Raw genomic sequence first — 20010 nt, forward strand, 5'->3', positions numbered from 1 at the left:
AAATCAATTACAAAGCTGAAGCTGTATCAGCACCGTAGGGTAGATTTTATACCTGAATGCTTCCTAATACGTGTTGTGTAACTGCCGCGTATTAGGTAAACCTTTTTTCATGAACAGGCTGTTTCACAAATCCCTGATCAGTACGTATTGCAACCTAAATAAGCTTATACTATGAAGCCAACGTTCTTACTACTTGCCGCAGCCTCAACGGTTATTCTGGCGGGTCGACCCAGTGTTCCACCGACCAGGTCCGTAAAGGCTAAACTACCTGTAACCCGGCCAGCCACGGTTTCCAGCCGAACCGCTAATGCAGCGGATGCCAGCGACATTAAACTCACCAGTGGGTTTACCTCAACAGTTTTCGCCGACAATCTTGGCAAAGCCCGTCATGTGGTCGTTGATAAAGCAGGGACGGTTTTCATCAAACTGGAGAAACTGAATGACGGCAAGGGCATTGTTGAGTTGATCGACAGTAATGGCGATGGTCGTGCTGACCAGACGGTTATGTTTGGCAATAACACGGGCACAGGCATGGCTATTTTCAACGATTACCTGTATGCCTCTTCCGATACGTCCGTTTACCGCTACAAACTGACCAACGGAAAGGTGATGGAAACAACCCCCGCCGAACCGATCATTACCGGGTTAACCTTACAGCGGCAACACGCCAGCAAATCACTGGCCATCTCTCCCGACGGAAAGTTGTTTGTCAATTTTGGGGCTCCATCGAATGCGTGCCAGGAAAAAGACCGGCAAAAAGGCTCTAAAGGCATGGACCCCTGCCCTATCCTGGAAGAATATGGTGGCATCTGGCAATTTGACGCCAATAAGCTTAATCAGCACAAAGCTGACGGAAAACGCTATGCTACGGGTATCCGTAACGCCGTTGCGCTCGACTGGAATACGGCAACCAATACGCTTTATGCCATGCAGCACGGTCGCGACAATCTTAACAACTGGGGTGGCGTATTTACCGATGAAGTGAGCGCCGAACTACCTTCCGAAGAATTTCTGATGGTCAAAGAAGGCTCTGATTTTGGCTGGCCCTACTGCTATTTTAATCATAACGAAAATAAGAAGTTTCTGGCGCCGGAATACGGTGGCGACGGCACTAAAGTAGACCGCTGTGCTGGAAAAGATAAACCAATTATGGCTTTCCCGGGCCACTGGGCGCCCAACGATTTATTATTCTATACGGGCAATCAGTTTCCGGCTCGCTACAAAAACGGTGCGTTTATCTGCTTCCATGGCTCCTGGAACCGCGCTCCGCTGAAGCAGGGTGGCTATTTTGTTGCTTTCGTCCCCTTTGGAAAGGATGGCCGCCCGTCGGGTAAGTATGAAGTATTTGCCGAAAATTTCGCTGGGGTAGCTGAACAGGGCCAACCGGGAACGAGCACCAATGCAGGCAAGCTTGACCTCGCCAGCCCCGGCGACGCCAAAGCCCGGCCCGTTGGCTTGGCCCAGGGTCCCGACGGCTCACTGTATATCAGTGACTCTGTCAAAGGAAAAGTTTGGCGGGTAAAGTATATGGCAAAGAAATAAGATTGGAGATTAGTCATTGGTTAATTAGTCAGTTGTCATTTGTGGCACTGACTAATTAACCAATGACTAATCTCCAATGACCAATCAACCCATGTCCAATGACTAATTAGGCAGATTGGCTGATTCGTCGGTCAGAAATTGTTGGAAGCGTTCTTGCAGACCCCGGTAGTGATTGAGGTATTTTTCGCCTTCTTCGGTTACGAGGGCTCCACCACCTTTTTCACCCCCGGTCTGCGTGACGACTAGCGGCTGATCGGCCTGCATGTTCATCGAATGAACCAGATCCCAGGCCCGTTTGTACGACATTTTCATCGCTTTAGCCGCCTGATTGATGGAGCCGGTACGTTGAATATGGCTGAGCAATTCCAGCCTACCGATTCCCATAAACCGCTCAGAACCGTTGTCAGCGGTTGTTTCGAGCCAGATACGGCCGTTTATGCGGAGTTTATTCATACCTGAAACCAGGATTGATTAGGCAGCTAAAATACAACTCTGAGACTTATTTCAGGTGCTTTGCTTTACAGCCCCACTTACTTTAACTACATTCTCAGCGAGTGATGCACTTCGTATGAATAGCTAATAAACCAAATTCTGTGACTTTGATTTATTAGCCCCGTCTTCAAAAAATCACAATTGCCGAGTCAAGTTTTTTAGTTAGTTCCCTTATTTTCCGTACTGTACTTAATATGACAAAAAACTACCCTAGTCACCTGGGGTTAATTGGCGTGGGGCTTTTTCTCATGATGAACATAGCCGTTGCTCAGTCTCCAACTAACCTTACCAGTAATATTAGCCTGCCTTCCAGCGCTTCATATACCAACTCGTCAAGTGGAGCACCTTATTTTTTAAACCTGACACAAATCACTAACTCGTTTAATTATGCCCGAAGGCAGGAAGAAGTTCAATTGAGTTTGGGAACCAATACGCTCGGTACCCTAACCCTACCGGCTAATTATTCGACAATTTCGGCCCAACAGCAAGCTCTTTATCTCGTAAATGCTGAACGACAAGCCAGGGCGGGTGTTACCTATCCAGTGTCAGGATCAGTACTTGGATTACCTCTAGAAGGTGTAGAAACCAATTTATCGGTAATTTCGCAGGGGCACGCAATGAATATGATGACAACTGGCGTATTCAGCCATACCATTGTCGGGCAAAACTCGACAGATCGGATTGATGCTTCGCCGACGTTCGCAGGCAGTTGCCATGAATTTTTAGTAAGAGATGAAAATATTTACAAGCAATGTTTATATACGTCTTCATCGACACCACCCAGTAACCCAGTCCATGCCGTAGAGCAAGCCATTTTTTCGTGGCTTTACCAGGACGCCGGCTCTAGCTGGGGCCACCGGGACGCCTTATTGATGCAGAATAGTAGCGGTAATGTACCCTCGCCATCTGCCCCCTCGACAAATGCATATGACAATAATTACAGTTCATCGGCCAGTGAGGGTTTCGTAGGTATAGGCGTAGCATACGCCAGCGGAAGCAATAGCATTACTACTGGATTTGGCCAGATTTGCCTCCCTAGCTCAAACACAGCCATTTTGACCAAAACAGCCGCAACAGTGGTCTTCAACTTCGTCGATCCCCCTGCTTCGGGTTGTACGTTTACGCTGGAGGCTAACCCATTGCCGGTACATCTAGTGTCGTTCACGGGAGTCGCTCGCGAAAACAAAGCTGTTCTGAGTTGGGCAACCAGTTGGGAACGTACCAACCTTGGGTTTGATGTTCAACGCAGTCAGACTATGAAATCCTGGGAGTCGATTGGGTTTGTGGCCGCTACAACGGAACCACAGAGCATAAATCGCTATCAGTTTGACGACGAGGATGTTAAGGTAAGTGTAACATATTATTACCGGCTAAAGCAGCGCGACTTCGATGAACGGGTTACCTACTCAAAGACTGTGGCCGTAACGATTCTGCCTATCGAGCAGTTGGTCTATGTATATCCCAACCCAAGTCTATACGGCGAGTTTCGGATTTTTACAACCCGTTCCAACACGGCATCTATCGACCTACGCGACATCCGTGGCGTATCACATCCCATTGCAGTTCACTCCGAAAATGCAACAACGTTAAAGGTAAACGTTGGGACACCGTTGCCAGCCGGAATGTATTGGCTGACAGTGAAAGGCGACAATCTGTTACCGTCCCAGACTATTAAGGTCATTGTAGGCCAGTAACAGAGAGAAGTAAGTTTCAACCTCTTGAGTAGCCTGACAAGCCGCCTGGGAGGTTTTTTTGTTGAACCCGCTTGACACCCAGCCGTCTGAACACGCTCTTAAGACGTACTAATTCCTTATTTTTCAGACTAATCGAATCTTTAGCCTGCTGGCTTATGCTGTGTGCCACGCTATCGGACATGAACCAGCCCAGCGGGTATTTGGCGTTGTACGCTAATCGAATAGTCAGGTAGTTGATCCTGGGATTGGCAAACCGATCCATAAAGGAGTTGAACATGTTATCGCGGGTAGTTGAGCCATTGTCCCAGGCATTGAAAAAGGCCAGCAACGGAATCTGAATTTCCTGTAGAATCGACCGTTTATGCGGAAGTCGACCAATAGTATTGCTGTTCTGAATAAAGAGAATATAGGGTATAATCGTTACGTGCTCGGCCGTATCAAGCCGTCGGATTGAGGGCACCAGATTGTTCATCAACTGAATGCAAGTCTCAACCCCCGAATTGTCGAAATACCCACCGTCTACCACGTGTCCACCATACTGTTGCTTCCGGCCATTTCCCGAAATTGTGTCTTTCTGAATTAACCCACCATTGGTAACAACCGGAAAGCGGCTGCACAGCGATGCGGCCGTTTTTAGGGGCACATCCGCGCCAAGAATATCCAGCGTAGAAATAACACTTTTGAAATAGCGGGGGTCGAGTTGCAAATTCGACGTAATGATTTTCTGTCCCGACTCCGCCAAGGTACCGTTCAGCAACAAAGAAGGGAGATTGTAATTATAGCCACTACGTGTCTGGTACAATTGCGTTAACGACGAATCGAGGGTAGGCAGGCCTAAATCCGCTTGGTATGAACCTGCCCAGGAGTCTTCCAGCCATTTGGCGCGTTCGAGCCCAGGCAGAGGTATAGGGATGAGCCGTTGGATGCTTTCCGGAAACAGTAAGGCCGATGAAACCGTCGATAAATAATCATCGCGGGTCACTTTTCGAAACTGCTCAAATCGCTTTGTACGCTCCAGTTCGGCCACATCACGCAGAAAAGCCGTATAAAAAACGGTTCCAACGCCCCCACCCGATACCCCACTCAGCGCGTATACATGCCGACTAAAGCCCGGAATAATGGAATCGAGTCGAATGAGCGTTTCGGCGGTCCAGTTCAAGGCCCGTATTCCTCCGCCTTCTGCCGCAACCAGCACCAGCGGAATCGTATCACCTTCTTCCCGCTGCCGTGCCGTAACCCACTGCGCAAGATGCGCTTCGACCGTAGGCCGTTTTGCTATAGGCGGAACCAACGTCTCACTAGCCCGCCGAACGGCAGTGTTATCGTTAAACGCGCTGATAACGAACATATAGAGAAACACCAGCAAAACGAGTGGCCGATAGCGGTAATCATTGAAATACACGACCAGGCTCCCCCAGAACGTATACATTGAGATACCAAAAATGATGACGGCTGTGGGCCGCAGTCGGCGGGCAATTTCCAGTTCTAGCGGTAAACTAAATAGAGCAATCAGGAAAGCAGTTAGTACAAATCCGGACGTAACGACCAGCCGCCCGAGGGGATGTCGCCAGAGCACCCGAATATCCTGTTTGAAACTGGTGTATCGATCTGAAAAGTGCCAGTGTTCGGGCAAGATAAATACGGAAACCCGACGTTCGACCCAGAAAAACAGGAAGAGCATAAGGCCGCTTTCCAGCAGGAGAATGTAGGGCTGCCAGCGGGCAGGTTCCCAGAACGCATAAGCTAATATCAGCGCCGGAATTACCCCGCCAAGCTTCGGCAACCAGCGTAACAATAGGCGGGATTCGTGATTTAGCCTGATCCCGACCGGCGAGATATGCAGAATCATGCGTGTGCTGCCGTACACAATCCAGCTCCAGACAAACGTACTGAGTAGTATGTATTGAAACAATCGGCTAAACACCCCATCGTCGATAACAGCGTTGATCATGTCGGCCGCCTGATCAGGAATATTCAGTACATAAAAGGCGATGAGCAACGTAATGATAACGACGAACGCATTGCGCTGGGTCTGGTAAAACGCGATGACATAATTTCTGACTTGATGCGAAAAAGGCTGATGGTCAGTGGGCTGCACAAGGAATTGGATTGAGGCATTAATTTTTTGAATGTAAGCGTTTGCGGCTTACCGGCGACTAAAATATGATTAATTTTTCGGCAAAAAACTGCTCCTTTTACGTCCGCCATATTTGTTCCGGTTGTACCTTTCGGACGATAGTTTTCCCGCCTTTTTCGCCCCTTATCGCATTGCTTGTCTGCGACTCAGGCGATTCGTCCCCACTATCACGCTGGCTATGAACAATGTTGAATGGCTATCCCGGATTCAGTTCGCTTTCACCATCGCGTTTCACTACATCTACCCGCCCCTGAGCATTGGCCTGGGTGTGTGTCTGGTGATTATGGAAGGCTTGTACCTAAAAACAAAAGACAAAGTTTACGAGGAACTTACCCGATTCTGGGTAAATATTTTTGCCTTAATTTTTGGCATTGGTGTCGCTACGGGCATCGTTATGGAGTTTGAGTTTGGCACGAACTGGGCTACCTATTCGCGCTACGTCGGTGATATTTTTGGGTCAGCTCTGGCCGCCGAAGGCATCTTTGCTTTCGCTCTGGAGTCGGCGTTTCTGGGTATTCTGCTGTTTGGCTGGAATCGGGTAAGTCCGAGGGTGCATTTTATGGCAACCGTATTGGTGGCACTTGGCTCTATTTTTTCGGCCCTCTGGATTGTGGTGGCCAACTCGTGGCAGCAAACGCCTTCCGGTTACCGCATTGAGGGCGAAGGCATGAAGGCGCGGGCCATCGTAACTGATTTCTGGCAGATGGTCTTCAACCCGTCGTCAGTGGAGCGGTATTCGCACGTATTGATTGGCGCCTTACTGGCTGGGTCGTTTCTGGTTTTGAGTGTGAGCGCATGGTACGTTCTGAAAAAGAAGTACGTGGTTCATGCCGAAGCCGCTTTTCGGATTGCGCTTTGGGTGGCGGCTATTTCGGCGCTTTCGCAATTGTTTACGGGCCATAAGTCGGCGGAGGTCGTTACGAAATACCAGCCCGCCAAACTAGCAGCAATGGAAGGCCATTTCGAGAAATCGGCTCCGGCTGATATGTATCTGGTGGGTTGGGTTAATGCGAAAGAGCAGAAAACGACAGGATTGAAAATTCCCGGTGGTCTTTCCTTTCTGGTCCACCAGGATTTCAAAAAGCCTATTCCCGGCCTGAACAGCATCAAACCCGAAAACCGGCCAACGGCGATCAATTTCGTTTTTCAGACGTATCATACCATGGTCGCTATCGGTATGACCTTGATTGCCCTGACGCTCCTTGGCTTGTACCTGCTCTACCGAAGAAAACTGTTTCAGACACGCTGGCTAATGGCTGTGTTTGTGGGTTCGGTACTGCTGCCACAAATCGGCAATCAAGTTGGCTGGTACACTGCCGAAGTCGGTCGTCAGCCGTGGGTAGTATATGGGTTGTTACGTACCTCCGATGCGCTCTCGCAGGCTGTTAAGGCCGAACACGTATTGTATTCGCTTATTCTGTTCACGCTGATTTATGTCATGCTTTTCGGGCTGTTTCTCTACCTGCTTAACAAAAAAATTCAGCACGGCCCTAACGTTGCCTCCGATGGCGAAACCTCGTCACGCATGAACCCATCGCTCACGCCAATATTGAATGATTGAATTGTTGAATGATTGATCGTGGGGTTTATTCAATCATTCAACAATTCAATCACTCTATTATTCAACATTCAATTATGGATACTGTATTAGGAATCGACCTGCCTACGTGGTGGTTTTTATTGATTGGGGCGTTGATTAGCGGCTACGGCATTCTGGATGGCTTCGACTTGGGAGCGGGGGCATTGCATCTGTTTTTTCAGAAAGAACAAAGCCGTCGGATTGCGCTCAATGCGATCGGCCCGGTTTGGGATGGCAACGAAGTCTGGCTTGTCATTGGAGCGGGTTCGTTGTTTGCCGCATTTCCGCTTGTGTATGGCACTATCCTGTCGGTGTTTTATCTGCCGTTTATGTTGTTTCTGGTCGCCATTATTTTCCGGGGCATTTCCATCGAATTTCGGAGTAAGGAAAAAATGAAGTGGTGGCGAACGACCTGGGATGTAAGCTACTGTTTGTCGAGTGTGGCCATCTCCTTACTGCTGGGTCTGGTTTTAGGCAATCTCATTCAGGGGCTTCCTCTCAACGCAAATCATGAATTTGTTGGGCGACTGCGCGATTTTTTCAACCCTTATGCCGGTCTGATTGCCGTTACGGTGCTGTCGCTGTTTATGATGCACGGGGCCATGTATCTGCTCATGAAAACCGAAGACCGGCTGTATGCGAAGCTGACCGTTATTGCCAACAACACCAGTAAGTTTTTCATCCTCTGTTTTATTGCTACGTCGATGGCAACGCTCATTTACGTACCGCACATGACCGCTATTTTCAAAAACTATCCAGAGTTGTTCCTGCTACCTATTGCCGCTGTCCTGATTGTGCTGAATATTCGACGGAGCATCGAAAAGCGGCAATACCGACGTGGATTTATCTCCTCAGCCATTACAACGGCCGTACTGCTGATCTTATTTGCGATGGGATTGTATCCGAATCTGGTTCTGTCCAGCGTTGACCCCAAAGGCCACATCAGTATTTACGAAGCCGCATCCTCCGACGGTTCGTTACGTACGATGCTTTTATTTGCCTTTATCGGTATGCCACTGGTGGCGACCTACACCGTATTTATGTTCTGGACGTTTCGCGGTAAAGTGAAATTAGAAGAGCACAGTTATTAATGAGAGCTTATCCAGCAAGAAAGCTTTTAAATTCTAGGGGGTTCATCACTCGTAACGAAGGAAACGTCAGCGAAAGAGATCAAAGTGCTTATCGTACGTTATTAAATAATGGGCGTTGGCTGACAAGGCTAAATCTGAAAACTTATTATCATCCGGGTCATTTTCAATTAGATTCCAGCGATAATAGGGTTCAAGAAAAATGACATTCGTAGCAATACAGAGAATATCCAGCACATAATTAGCGGTGTTGGGAGAATAAAATTCGGCGAGTTTTTCGGCGTATTCATCCAGAATATCAGTACTCACTGCCCACTCAAACTGCTTGTTCTCAAACGCTGTGTAGATAAAGAATTCATAGTTTCGACGGTTAATGGTTGCAAGCAGAACATTCGTGTCGATAGCTACGGTTGGTCGGATCGGCTGACTAAAAGACATTATTCGGGAGTATAAGGCGTACGCTGATGCTGATTACGAAGCTGCTCATAATCATCATCCGTAATTTTTTTGTCAGCAACTACCTTATCCACTTCTTCAAGAAGCTTCTCTGTGTAGTGCCTGGTTAACAAATCCCGAATTTCAACTGATTCTTCATAACTCATCTGTCGGTTAAACATACGCAACAGACTCAACTGTACGTCATTTAACCTTGTTGGCGCTGCTACATGCCGCTCCATAACTATGTCTTCAACTGTTCTATAACAAATTAACCCTTTCCACTGATTTTATCTTTCCAAACATTTCTATTCTGCCAGCCGTTCACCTCGGCGTAGTGCATTCACGAGGTTGTGTGCGCGTCGGGTGGGTTCGGGAATGCGGTATCCTCCGTCGCACTGGAGTGTAAGTGCCATAGCCGTTTCCAGATCAATCAAATTTCCCGGCGATACGTATACCGGATTCACTTTGTTTTTGGTACGTAATGCCGCTCCAATCACTTCACCGTAGTGCCGCATTGGCGACCATGACCCACGTTCGGGGGCGGGTTCATCATACTTACCCACCAGCACCGATTTGCCACATCCGAAGGTCGGCCGATTCAGAAAAAGTCCGGCGTGAGAGGCAATCCCAATTCGGCGAGGGTGCGCCGTACCGTGCCCATCGAACATCACTACGTCGGGTTCGCTTTTGAGTTTTTGCCAAGCCTGTAACAGTGACGGAATTTCGCGAAACGAAAGCAGACCCGGAATATATGGAAACGGCGCGGTGCTGACCACGCCCGCTTCTTCGATGGTTTCCAACGTATCAAGTTGTATCACCACAATTCCGGCATAGACCGTTTCTTCAAACTTATTGAACGAAATATCGCAGCCAGCAATGGTTTTCGGGGGTTTCGTTAGCGGCTCGATACGTATCTGCGAACGCAATTGCTGTTGTAAAGCTACCGCTTCGGCGGGTGTTACGTCCCAGTCGTGTAGGGGTTGGTAGTGAGCCATCGGGCAAACCAGTTGATTTGTTAATAGATAACCAATGCGACGAGGCAACAGTTGGTCCATTAATCAAATACGGGCCGGTCTTGTTCGTTATTTGTTCTGCTTTCGGATCAGCTCCTTTACAAAAGTAACGTGCGGAGCCGTGTGGTTCAGGACGTTGCTGATTGTGAGCGGCACAAAATAATCGGGCATTGTACCCCGTCCTTTTTGTTTCAGTTCCGGTACGGCGTTGTTGTAATATACCAACGGTGTACTGACCTGTATACCCGATTTTGGCAGTTCAAGGTTGATAAAGCTACTGCCGTTACCGCCTTCGTAGGCCCCGCCCGATTCTTCACCCACAAATACCCCTACCCGATTGGCGTGTGCCACAGCCAGAAACTCTGATGCCGTAGACGCACTTGCTCCATCCATCAGGATATACACCTGCCCCCGGAACCGGTTGGGTTTGGGAACGTAGCGTTTTGGAGCACGTGTGTCGCTGCCCTGTTTGAGGGTGAACGTACCGTCCGGCTCAGGAATCAGCTCGTTCTTTATATTTTTCCGGTCAGCCTCGGAGAGATCAGAAAATTTCATAAACTCAGCATCAGCATCATCCGTTACGCTGTGCTGGCGGGCGTAATAAGCCACGGCCGTGTCAGCTTTCAGCAGATACGTGAGTAACTCGATACCCTGACTATCCCAGCCGCCTGTGTTCGCTCGAACATCAACGATCATATTTTTCGCCTGTTTCTTTTGAATTTTAGCCATGCTCTTATCCATAAACTGACGAAACACCCGAACAGCCTCTTCATTGCTATTGACGCCCTTACTGCCAAATCCATCAAGTCGTAGATACGCTGTGCTGGCGAGCGTATCAGGAAAATATAGTCGCCAGGGGTGCTTAGAATTTTTCGTTACGTACCAGGCCACCATCTGTTTGTTGACAGGATTTTGTTTCATCAATTGCAGGGAAGTCTGAAATGGTTTTGCGGGCGTCTCGACGCGTAGGGTATCGCCGGTCGGGCTGCGAAACGTGAGTGCGAACGTATCAGGCCGGTCGATAAACCAGTAGTAGAACAAAGCAAACAATTCACCTTTTAGCGTAGCCATTTTAGCCGATTCAATGTATCCATCTGTCCAGTAATATCGGGATACCTGCTGCCGAATGGCTTCCATAGGCTGCCCGTTAATACTGAGCAATTCAAAACCAGGTTTGATGGTTTGGTCGGTAATACCATTCAGCAACACATAAGCCCGATTCTGGGATGGAAACATGAAAAACGGTATTGTTTTCAAGGTGTGATTAAACTGCTCACGCCAATTCTTACCAGGCAAAGCATGCGTATGCGCACAGCGAATGTCGGCCATGAGTGATGCTACCGTTTTAAAGAACGTATAAAACGGTAGCGGCTTGTTCAGGCTGCGGTCGATACTGTCTAATTTAGCCTGCATGACCGGCCTGGGCGTATAACGATACAGCCCCGGATGCGTTTCTTCCAGCATCCGACGCAGGTAACGAAAATCGGCCTGCATATCGGCGGGTTGCAGAATTTTTGTGGCTAACGTATCCTTGTCAGGCTGGGCCGTCAGGGAACAGGGCAGAAGAAAAAAAGAATGCAGTAAATGAATTTCATAATACGTTGACTTTCTACAGTTGGTAAGCTGTTTGATTCAGGAGGCATTTTATAATCGCTTGGCCACTACGTCTCCATTCTGATGCACGACAACCTGACTCACTTTGCCCGTAGCATCTTTTTGAAAGGTTAATTGAGCACTGACAACCTTCAGAAAAAATTCGGTTTCGCCCGACGGAAAAATTTCGAACCGATCCTGTCCGGTTACCTGCAAAAAAAGGCGTCCCTTGTCGAGGGTTATCGCCAGAATTCGATCAGGCGTCAATTGGTATTTACCAACGTATTGCGCTAAAACAGCCTCACTCACCGGAACCGTTTTATAGCTCACAGGCAATTGGTAGGGCATTCCGCACGTAATAAAAAACAGGTCTTTAAGCATCGGCTCCAGCGTCGTCATGTCCGACGTATCGTCGATATTGGCGAGCATAACCATCACTACATCGTCTTCAGGAATGAGGGCAAAAAATGTGGCGAAGCCCGGCAGGTTACCGTTCTGGAACACCAGTTTCTTATTCTTATCGAAGTAGTTTATCCCCCACCCGTAGCCCCAGTTGCCTTTGTTTAGTGGGTTGAAGGTTGCCGCCCAGCTTTCTGGTTTGAGCAACTGACGGGACAGAACGGCTCTTGCCCATCGATACAAATCACCCGTGGAGCTATACATACCACCAGCCGCATAGGCAACCGTCGAATCGATTACGGGCGTAACAACCAAAACGGAATCTTTCCAGTACGTATAGCCGGTTGTTCTTCCTGAATTTTTCAGATTCCGAAAGTCAAAGCCCGTTTTCGACAGGCGCAGGGGCGTAATAAATCGTTCACGGATAACGGTTTCGAACGGCTTTCCCGTCACTTTTTCGATGACCAGCCCCAGCAGGTAATAGCCGGAATTAGTGTAATGCACGTCCCCGCCCGGCTTTGTCGTGAACGGCTTATCTCTAAACTGGGCGAGCATCCATTCTTTTGTGACAGGTTGCGTCAGTCTGGCACTGTCCGGACCGTAGAGAATGGCTTTAAAATCATAAATCCCCGAATTATGCAGGAATAAATTCTCAAGCGTAATCTGGTCGCCATTGGGATAATCAGGAACGTATTTACTCAGTTTGTCTTTAACCGACAGCTTTTTTTCTTCCTGCAACTGCAGAATAGCCGCGCCGGTGAATGTTTTCGTGATGGACCCAAGCTGATAAATACTGGCGGTATCGTTGGGAATCCGGGACGATTCATTTCGCCATCCGTACCCTTTTTGAAGCAGCACCGTCCCTTTTTTCGCAATCAGCACCGTACCATTAAACCGATGCAGGTTCGCGGCTGCCGTCAGATATTCATCGAGTTTCTCAGCCGTTGTTTTAACGCGCTGAGCACTCGCCGGGGTTAGCAAATGAGAAAGTAGAAGGATAGATAGGCGGAACAGCGTTTTCATGATACGTTATTTTTAACCAAAACAGGCCAAAAGCAACGTTCCTATCTACTCAAATCCTGATTTGAGAGGAATTTTTCTGCTGTGCTACGTATTCGCCGGGCGATACACCCGTCAATTGCTTAAATGTTCGCTGAAACGTAGCCTGTGAATTAAACCCACACTCGAAAGCAATGCCGGTCAGGGTGAGGTGTTCATAAGCCGGATTAGTCAGCCGCTGCTTTACGGCCTCAACGCGGTATTCATTAATGAAGCCATTGAAGTTTTTGCGCAGATGCTGATTGAGCACTGCCGAAATTAGCTTGGGCGCCAGGCGGGTATGCTGTCCTACTTTTTCGACCGTCAGTTCAGGGTCCAGAAAAAGCTGGTCCAACGCCATGGCTTCGGATAGCGCGCGGGTAACCTGCTTTACAGTTTCTGTGGGCAGTTCGGTACCGGCGGGTTTCTGAAACTGACTGGTCGACGTAGCGGTACGAGTATGAAAATAGCCCCGTAAACCCAGCCAATAAATCAAAATGGCAATAGGAATATAAATCGGATACCAGCCAAAGCGATCAAGAAGGGGCTCCCGAGAACTCGGAATGATATACGGTACCAGATGAATCAGCCAAATGCATTGAAAAATAAGAAACGCGTTAACAAACTGGCGAAGCCACTTCACATTCTTTTGCTGTTCAGCACTGGTAACTGAAGCCCGATACCGATTCAGAAATTTCATGCTTAAAAATAAATAAACCGTAACCGAAAGCCAGCGCGGAATATCGACATAGGTGTTGTACTCATCCATTACGTATCCCCAATGTGATCCTTCTTTTTGCGAAAAAACGCCCAGCAGTAAACCGATAACGAACACCCAGCCGATCAGTTTGGCACCCCAGTCCAATACGACCGGATAAAAATGTCGTCGTTCTTTTTTGCCAAGACGAAACGAGGAATCAAGTGCGGACTGCGTATAAAAGAAGATCAGCGGCCCAATCGGCATGGCCATGATCATGGGAACCAGTTCCATAAACAGGCTCACAAACCGGTTGCTTGTCGGAATACCTACCGAGAAGCTCATTAGTGCCAGCAACCCAATTAACGTAGCCAGCAATCGGTTCGCCAGGCGGTTTCCTTTCTGATTAACCCAAATAAGCGTTGCCAGGATAAATCCCTGAATAGCGCCCAGCAGCAGAATTAATGAGAACGGAGAAATAGTCATGCAGAAACGGCCAACAACTGAAAAGCGGATTCACAACCAACGACTTCGCTGACGATTTCTGACTAAAAGAAGGCTAGTCCACAATTTTTACCCGGATTCGGTGGGGAGCGACCTGATTGCCCCCGAAATAAAGACCCGTACTGTAAGCAAACGATTTGTCGTGCGTAAACGGCACCGCCTGTCCGCCCAGCACCTGATACATTTTCCGATCATAATCGATCTTGATCGTCAGCTTCGTTGGCGTATTGATGGTTGTTTCGGCCACTTTGAAATCAATCCGTTTGCCCTCTACGTAAATGTATGCTCCGAGGTCAATGCATTTACGTTGTCTATTCCAGCGCCAGCCAACGCGGGCACCATCGACCTGATGCGGAGGTACGCCATCCAGCGGCTGATCCTTGGAACCGACAAAACCCAGTCCAATCACTTTATTCCAGTCGTCGGTGTCTTCGTAACCTAAGTCATAAATACAGCTGCTGTCGAACGTAACGGTAGCCGATATTTCGTGCGGGCTAATCAGCAAACCGACCTTGCGTTTTGGGTTGGGCTCATGCTCACCGGCCTCAATCACGACCCAATCTGAATCGGAGAGAAAATCGGGTACACATGCGCTCATGAACAGACCAAGAACCAGTATCAATGCCTTGGCTTTCAACGAAAAACGATGGATAAGTGAAGCGAAGTGCGGCATGGTAGATTACGTATAATCAAATGTTATGCAAATAACGCTATAAATCAGTTGATTTGTGTCCCGTTGAATCAAGGGGAGCCAACGAGAGGGTTTTGTTCAGTACGTATGCAACATTTCCCTATTTTGTATTTCTTTATTCAACCACACCAAATTCGTTCATGCAACCGATTCATTTTCATTCAATCTTCACTTACGTATGACTGACAACCGAACTGTTAGTGGGCAGTTAGGCGTACCCGTCTACATCAACGCCGTTGTTTTCTCCTCGCTCTGTGTCGTCTGGGGTTTACTCTGGGATATCATGTGGCACATAACCATCGGGCGCGATGGCCTGTTTGCCCCGCCCCATATGGTCATCTATGTGGGGGCCGTAGTAGCGGGCCTGTTTTCAGCCTACCAGATTCTGAATCTAACTTTTTCCCGAAATCACCCTGACCGGACTTCGGCAGTGCCATTCTGGGGTGTATTTTATGGGCCACTGGGTGCCATGTTCTGCGTCTGGGGCGCTTTGGCCATGTTAACTTCCGCCCCCTTTGACGACTGGTGGCACAACACGTATGGCCTCGATGTGCAAATACTTACCCCGCCCCATACCATTCTGGCTATCGGTATCATGACCGTCCAGTTCGGAGCCATGGTGGGCGTACTGGCGCTGCAAAACCAGTACCGTACATCGTTGGGTGTTCAGTCGGACGCAGATACCGGCCGGGCAAATCGACTAAAGTGGCTGTTTGCAATTTCAGCATCGCTGTTGCTGGTCATGCTTTTTGGGATATCTTCCGAGTCAATGGGCAAATTTGAATCGCACAACTCCATTTATTACACAACGGCTTCGATCATATTTCCTTTTTTCTTACTGGCCGTAGGCAGAGCATCGCTGCTACGCTGGCCAATTACTACGATTGCCGGTATTTACATGCTGGCGCTGGTTCTGCCAAGCTGGATATTACAGTTCTTTCCGGCTACACCTCGCCTTGGCCCCGTTTTGAACCCCGTAACACACTATCAGCCTTTTCATTTCCCAATGCTTCTGATCTTTCCGGCACTGGTTCTCGATTGGCTGATGCATCGTTTCGAAACGCCTAAGGCTGGTGGTAAAAAACTGAATGACTGGTTACTGGCAGCGCTGTATGCCGTAGCTTTTATGATTGTGTTGCTGGCAGTGCAATGGCCGTTTGGCGAATTTCTGCAAACATCACCCTATGCCCGCAATGGTTTTTTTCTGTCGTACGGATGGAGTTACGATTCCCCGCCCAACTGGGAATATCGGTACGCGTTTGCCCCCTGGAGTAAGCAATCTGCTTCAGAATTCTGGCTGGGATTTGGAAAAGCACTAATCTACGCGACTCTTTCGGCTCGCGTTGGTCTGCTATGGGGGAACTGGATGAAACGAGTAGTACGATAAGCTTACAAGAAAACGAGTATGGCCTTTATAAAATGGAATCCGTATAAACGAATGAAATGGATTGCTCTTTTTTGTTCACTGATTTTGGCATTTTCCCACGTACGTATTGCAACGGCCCATGTAGGTAGTTCGGGCGTGATCGTCCAGAAACAGGCCGGTAAATATCAGTTGCTGATTAGTGTAAAACCGCCCGATGTCGTACCCGGTACAGCCGTCGTCACGGTATTCGTTGAACAGGGCAACGTAACAAGCATTGGTGCCCGCCCGGTTTATTTTCAATCGGGCGACAAGGGTGCGCCGACACATGACGTACTAACACACGTGGAAGCAAATCGCTACGTTGGCGATCTATGGCTAATGGATTCCGGTTCATCGAGTATTGAGCTGAGTATCGACGGACCTGATGGAAAACAACAGGTTATTGTGCCCGTTGTCGCTGTAGCTACCGCCCTGCGCGATATGCCCGCTGGAACGGGTTGGGCGCTGGCGGCTATGGGTTTACTGCTGGTTGTCATGCTGATCACAATCATTGGCGCGAGTAATGCCGATGGCATCGTTGCACCAAATCAGTCGGGGCCTAAAACGCTCGGCCGTCAGCGACTGATTGGTATGGGCATAGGATTGGTTGTTGTCAGCTTAATTCTGGTCGGTTGGCGATCCTGGTGGACCAGTACGGCTGAAGATTACCGCAACGTGCAACTATATCGCCCAACCCGCACTCAGGCCACTGTGCGGGTGGCAAACGCTCAGCGGCAGCTTACCCTTCAGTTCGACACCACTGGTTTTGGAAATAATCGTCGAATCCGCCGGCTGTTTAGTTTTATGCTGCCCGACCACGGCAAGCTCATGCACTCTTTTCTGGTTCGTATGCCGGGGCTGGATGCCTTTGCCCATTTGCACCCCAACCGACGTGATACGTTGCAGTATGAAGCTGCTTTACCGTCAACCCTGCCTGGAGGTAAATACCTGCTCTATTCGGACGTAGTGTACCGAAGTGGTTTCGCCGAAACATTGACGGATACGATTGAGGTACCTTTTCTGAAAATTAGCCCTGAAGCGGCAGCCAATGCAAAGCCATCCGACCCGGATGATAGCTGGGCCGTAACTGAACCAATGGGCGTGAAAGCCAATGCCGTCAACTCGCTTCATCTGGACAATAATATGGTTGTGTGCGGCAAACCCGGTGCCAGTACCAAACTTGAGGATGGGTCGAACATGATCTGGATGGACAAACCCGGCGAATCCACGCCGGGTGCTGCGCTTGAATCGGGCAAACTGTACACGCTAAAATTTGCCGTTGCCGATTCGCAGGGCAAGGCTGTTTCGCTGGAGCCTTATCTGGGCATGGGTGGCCATGCCGTTATTCTCCGTTCAGATGGAACCGTTTATATCCATTTACACCCGGTTGGTACGTATTCGATGGCCGCTGAAGAATCGCTGGTTGGGCGGATTGCCGATACAACACGAGCGTTTACGTACCCCGATGCGGTTCGGTTCCGGGATAGCATAGACACCTACGTAGCTAACTTAAAAACGCTCCCTGAAGCCGAAAAGAACAAAATACTGGCCAATACTATGGGCGATATGGCTCATGCCATGAAAACAAACAATATGGTTGAATTCCCCTACGCCTTCCCCCGTGCCGGTCACTATCGTATCTGGGTACAAGTAAAGCGTAACGGACGCGTACTAACGGGAATCTTTGATACACAGGTAAACGATCCACTGTTTTAAAAAGCACAGGATAACTCGTTCAGGATCAGATTTCGGCGAACTTCTACCAACCGTTTGTGAAATTTTTTTAGGACCAGTGCTTGACAAACCACGAAAACACCCTAAATTTGCATCCACAATTCGCCGAAACACCGGCAAATTGATAAAACGCGAAAGTAGCTCAGCTGGTAGAGCGCGACCTTGCCAAGGTCGAGGTCGCGGGTTCGAACCCCGTCTTTCGCTCTACAAAGAGGCACCGAACCCGGTGCTTTTTTTGTAAAATGCCGCTTTTGCGGAGGATGCCGGGATGGCGGAATAGGTAGACGCGCCGGACTTAAAATCCTGTGGTCCTTACGGGCCGTGCGGGTTCGATTCCCGCTCCTGGTACTGATTATCAATGGGTTACGCTGAGAGATGTGTAGCCCATTTTTTGTTGGTACAACATAGGTACAACAAATAAAATTTGTCAGGAAGCAATTTTAAAGATACTCGAACGCTAAGTGTTATATGTATCTACTATGAGATTGTACATGTTAATTTTTACGTAGCCCTTAAAATTTTCGCTCATACTAATTTCCGGTGGGAACTCCTGCAAATCAAAGTCTCCAATACCAACTATTGCATCAAATAGACAATAGTTCAAAGCTACTCTTCGCAGTAAACCATTGTGAAATTTAGCATTGTCTTCTGAGGCCATTCTATCATTTGAAAGCCAGTAAAAGGGTGGTTTGATGAATTGAATTGGTGAGTTATCAAATATTATATTTAGCAATTCTGTTGAAGTTTCTCCAAACTGGCAATTGGCAAAATTGGTAAGAAAATTGATGGAATTTTCTCGCAACTTGGCCAGTTTCTTCTGCACCCAATATAGGTAGTCATGAGAATCAAACATATTTTCAGTCATCAACAAAGACTTATCTGAAAAATCAATCTTTCTAAAGATTTTCGATTCTTTAAAATCATTTTCAATTACTGTTGGTATTTGCGATACAAAAACTATTTTATTTATAAATTCCTTAGTTTGTGCGTGTGTAGGCATATACTCAATCATCCCGATCTTTTTCACAGCTTCAATTGCTCTAATGAACCTCAAAGGAGGGTAAATATCTTGCCATTGCCATGATCTTGCATTTGTAGGAGGTCCTAAATTAAATAAAGGCAAAGGTGGATTTAAAGCAATGTTGATTAATATATTAACTGTGGTGCAAATCCTGTCTATTTCTATAAGGCTAAAATTACTTGCTGGATTGAGATGCAAAAGGGAATGAAAAATTTCTAATGGAAGTCCATAGCTTGTGTTTGATAACGAATCAAGCCTTCTAATAAAGTATTTCTCGAATGAATATAATTTTGAAAAAGAAAAGGAATATTTAATCATTAATTGGAGTTCGCTAAGCGTTGCCTGGCATTCCATTAGTAATTTAGAAGTGATGAATTGATTTCTAAACCTAATAATACGAATTTCTTTATCATCAAAACTATACCATTGTCTCATTTCAGTTATTTCCGAACTAGACAGACGATCGTTATAAAAGTAACTATGTAGAAATACATCACTAATAGTATCACCAAAAATTTGCCCTGATGGATTTGCTATAGTGTTACAATCATTCATAAATGAATAGACCCACTGACTATCAAACCAAATTTGTCCGAATATATTTAAATCATCTGTATTTGCTAAATAGCTTTGGGGTTTAAAGTATTGACTAATCGAATCAATTGTTACTATTGGTATTGCTTCTTTCTCTCTGCGTTGCCATAGTCTGCGCATCACAGGCTTAGGAATTTCCCTAAGAAACGTCAACGCCGTCGATTCTTGGGTATATTTTAAAGCACTTAAAAATGTACCAAAAGTAGTCCCTTGATGCTGCAACCAGTGGGAATATTCGTGGACCAAAACTGAATTGTATTCTATAAAACTACCCGGCGAGCGATCATCTAAGATTGAATTCTCTACCTTCAAAAACAAATTAAGAGGATTATAGAATGAGGATCCAAATGC

16 protein-coding genes and 2 tRNA genes are annotated in these 20010 nt (G+C 47.6%); 8 read left to right on the top strand and 10 right to left on the bottom strand.

The features are described 5' to 3' along the window. The first annotated feature begins 171 nt into the window (after window positions 1-171). Entirely contained in the window at window positions 172-1542 is a 1371-nt protein-coding gene (locus LN737_RS01040) for a sorbosone dehydrogenase family protein (protein WP_405515436.1), read from the top strand. A gap of 102 nt (window positions 1543-1644) precedes the next feature. Here the strand turns inward: LN737_RS01040 and LN737_RS01045 are convergent, their stop codons facing one another. Beyond that, window positions 1645-1995 carry a winged helix-turn-helix domain-containing protein gene (locus tag LN737_RS01045; protein ID WP_405515438.1) on the bottom strand — a complete coding sequence of 117 codons (351 nt, stop codon included), beginning with the start codon at window positions 1993-1995 and terminating at the stop codon, window positions 1645-1647. 233 nt (window positions 1996-2228) lie between these two features. Between LN737_RS01045 and LN737_RS01050 the strand changes: the two genes are divergently transcribed. After that, window positions 2229-3728 (top strand): T9SS type A sorting domain-containing protein, encoded by a 1500-nt coding sequence (locus LN737_RS01050; RefSeq protein ID WP_405515440.1) that lies wholly within the window; start codon window positions 2229-2231, stop codon window positions 3726-3728. A 16-nt stretch (window positions 3729-3744) separates the two neighbouring features. Here the strand turns inward: LN737_RS01050 and LN737_RS01055 are convergent, their stop codons facing one another. Continuing rightward, complete coding sequence (locus LN737_RS01055; protein WP_405515442.1) at window positions 3745-5826, bottom strand: hypothetical protein; 2082 nt, start codon at window positions 5824-5826, stop codon at window positions 3745-3747. Window positions 5827-6043: 217 nt separating this feature from the next. Here LN737_RS01055 and LN737_RS01060 point away from each other — a divergent pair, with 217 nt between their 5' ends. Further along, a complete protein-coding gene (locus LN737_RS01060; RefSeq protein WP_405515444.1) occupies window positions 6044-7426 on the top strand; it encodes a cytochrome ubiquinol oxidase subunit I in 1383 nt (460 codons plus the stop codon). A gap of 74 nt (window positions 7427-7500) precedes the next feature. Continuing rightward, the gene (gene cydB / locus LN737_RS01065; RefSeq protein ID WP_405515446.1) at window positions 7501-8535 is read left to right on the top strand and encodes a cytochrome d ubiquinol oxidase subunit II; all 1035 of its coding nucleotides are present in this window, start codon (window positions 7501-7503) and stop codon (window positions 8533-8535) included. Between the two features lie 66 nt (window positions 8536-8601). Here cydB and LN737_RS01070 read toward each other — a convergent pair whose 3' ends face one another. From LN737_RS01070 to LN737_RS01100, 7 genes are all read right to left on the bottom strand, one after another. Next, window positions 8602-8970, bottom strand: a complete 369-nt coding sequence (locus LN737_RS01070; RefSeq protein WP_405515448.1) for a putative toxin-antitoxin system toxin component, PIN family — start codon at window positions 8968-8970, stop codon at window positions 8602-8604. Further along, the gene (locus tag LN737_RS01075) at window positions 8970-9209 is read right to left on the bottom strand and encodes a hypothetical protein (RefSeq protein ID WP_405515450.1); all 240 of its coding nucleotides are present in this window, start codon (window positions 9207-9209) and stop codon (window positions 8970-8972) included. The genes LN737_RS01070 and LN737_RS01075 overlap by 1 nt, the downstream gene beginning before the upstream one ends. Window positions 9210-9275: 66 nt before the next feature. Further along, a complete protein-coding gene (gene nfi / locus LN737_RS01080) occupies window positions 9276-9965 on the bottom strand; it encodes a deoxyribonuclease V (protein WP_405520267.1) in 690 nt (229 codons plus the stop codon). 87 nt (window positions 9966-10052) lie between these two features. Continuing rightward, window positions 10053-11477 (bottom strand): S41 family peptidase, encoded by a 1425-nt coding sequence (locus LN737_RS01085; protein ID WP_405515452.1) that lies wholly within the window; start codon window positions 11475-11477, stop codon window positions 10053-10055. A 150-nt stretch (window positions 11478-11627) separates the two neighbouring features. Continuing rightward, a complete protein-coding gene (locus LN737_RS01090) occupies window positions 11628-12998 on the bottom strand; it encodes a serine hydrolase (protein WP_405515454.1) in 1371 nt (456 codons plus the stop codon). A 49-nt stretch (window positions 12999-13047) separates the two neighbouring features. Further along, the gene (locus tag LN737_RS01095; protein ID WP_405515456.1) at window positions 13048-14196 is read right to left on the bottom strand and encodes an AraC family transcriptional regulator; all 1149 of its coding nucleotides are present in this window, start codon (window positions 14194-14196) and stop codon (window positions 13048-13050) included. 73 nt (window positions 14197-14269) lie between these two features. Further along, a complete protein-coding gene (locus tag LN737_RS01100) occupies window positions 14270-14887 on the bottom strand; it encodes a hypothetical protein (protein ID WP_405515458.1) in 618 nt (205 codons plus the stop codon). A gap of 196 nt (window positions 14888-15083) precedes the next feature. On the opposite strand from LN737_RS01100, the gene LN737_RS01105 reads away from it, so the two are divergent. The 4 genes from LN737_RS01105 (at window position 15084) to LN737_RS01120 (ending at window position 18392) form a co-directional block, all read left to right on the top strand. Continuing rightward, entirely contained in the window at window positions 15084-16292 is a 1209-nt protein-coding gene (locus tag LN737_RS01105; protein WP_405515460.1) for a hypothetical protein, read from the top strand. Between the two features lie 51 nt (window positions 16293-16343). Then, window positions 16344-18026: a hypothetical protein gene (locus LN737_RS01110; protein ID WP_405520270.1), complete on the top strand. Its 1683-nt coding sequence runs from the start codon at window positions 16344-16346 to the stop codon at window positions 18024-18026. 149 nt (window positions 18027-18175) lie between these two features. Further along, window positions 18176-18248: transfer RNA gene (locus LN737_RS01115), tRNA-Gly, on the top strand. A 58-nt stretch (window positions 18249-18306) separates the two neighbouring features. Further along, window positions 18307-18392 (top strand) — tRNA-Leu (locus tag LN737_RS01120). A 109-nt stretch (window positions 18393-18501) separates the two neighbouring features. Here LN737_RS01120 and LN737_RS01125 read toward each other — a convergent pair. Continuing rightward, on the bottom strand, window positions 18502-19971 hold the full coding sequence (locus LN737_RS01125) for a hypothetical protein (protein ID WP_405515462.1): 1470 nt from the start codon (window positions 19969-19971) through the stop codon (window positions 18502-18504). Window positions 19972-20010: the final 39 nt, after the last annotated feature.

The organism is Spirosoma sp. KNUC1025 (genome assembly GCF_045160025.1).
Lineage (GTDB): Bacteria > Bacteroidota > Bacteroidia > Cytophagales > Spirosomataceae > Spirosoma.

What these genes read in the sequence shown, in the direction of transcription:
- LN737_RS01070 (WP_405515448.1), bottom strand. Translation starts at nt 8,970, where the DNA reads ATGTCTTTTAGTCAGCCGATCCGACCAACCGTAGCTATCGACACGAAT.
- LN737_RS01040 (WP_405515436.1), top strand. Translation starts at nt 172, where the DNA reads ATGAAGCCAACGTTCTTACTACTTGCCGCAGCCTCAACGGTTATTCTG.
- LN737_RS01060 (WP_405515444.1), top strand. Translation starts at nt 6,044, where the DNA reads ATGAACAATGTTGAATGGCTATCCCGGATTCAGTTCGCTTTCACCATC.
- LN737_RS01090 (WP_405515454.1), bottom strand. Translation starts at nt 12,998, where the DNA reads ATGAAAACGCTGTTCCGCCTATCTATCCTTCTACTTTCTCATTTGCTA.
- LN737_RS01050 (WP_405515440.1), top strand. Translation starts at nt 2,229, where the DNA reads ATGACAAAAAACTACCCTAGTCACCTGGGGTTAATTGGCGTGGGGCTT.
- LN737_RS01105 (WP_405515460.1), top strand. Translation starts at nt 15,084, where the DNA reads ATGACTGACAACCGAACTGTTAGTGGGCAGTTAGGCGTACCCGTCTAC.
- LN737_RS01045 (WP_405515438.1), bottom strand. Translation starts at nt 1,995, where the DNA reads ATGAATAAACTCCGCATAAACGGCCGTATCTGGCTCGAAACAACCGCT.
- cydB (WP_405515446.1), top strand. Translation starts at nt 7,501, where the DNA reads ATGGATACTGTATTAGGAATCGACCTGCCTACGTGGTGGTTTTTATTG.
- LN737_RS01075 (WP_405515450.1), bottom strand. Translation starts at nt 9,209, where the DNA reads ATGGAGCGGCATGTAGCAGCGCCAACAAGGTTAAATGACGTACAGTTG.
- LN737_RS01085 (WP_405515452.1), bottom strand. Translation starts at nt 11,477, where the DNA reads ATGCAGGCCGATTTTCGTTACCTGCGTCGGATGCTGGAAGAAACGCAT.
- LN737_RS01100 (WP_405515458.1), bottom strand. Translation starts at nt 14,887, where the DNA reads ATGCCGCACTTCGCTTCACTTATCCATCGTTTTTCGTTGAAAGCCAAG.
- nfi (WP_405520267.1), bottom strand. Translation starts at nt 9,965, where the DNA reads ATGGCTCACTACCAACCCCTACACGACTGGGACGTAACACCCGCCGAA.
- LN737_RS01110 (WP_405520270.1), top strand. Translation starts at nt 16,344, where the DNA reads ATGAAATGGATTGCTCTTTTTTGTTCACTGATTTTGGCATTTTCCCAC.
- LN737_RS01095 (WP_405515456.1), bottom strand. Translation starts at nt 14,196, where the DNA reads ATGACTATTTCTCCGTTCTCATTAATTCTGCTGCTGGGCGCTATTCAG.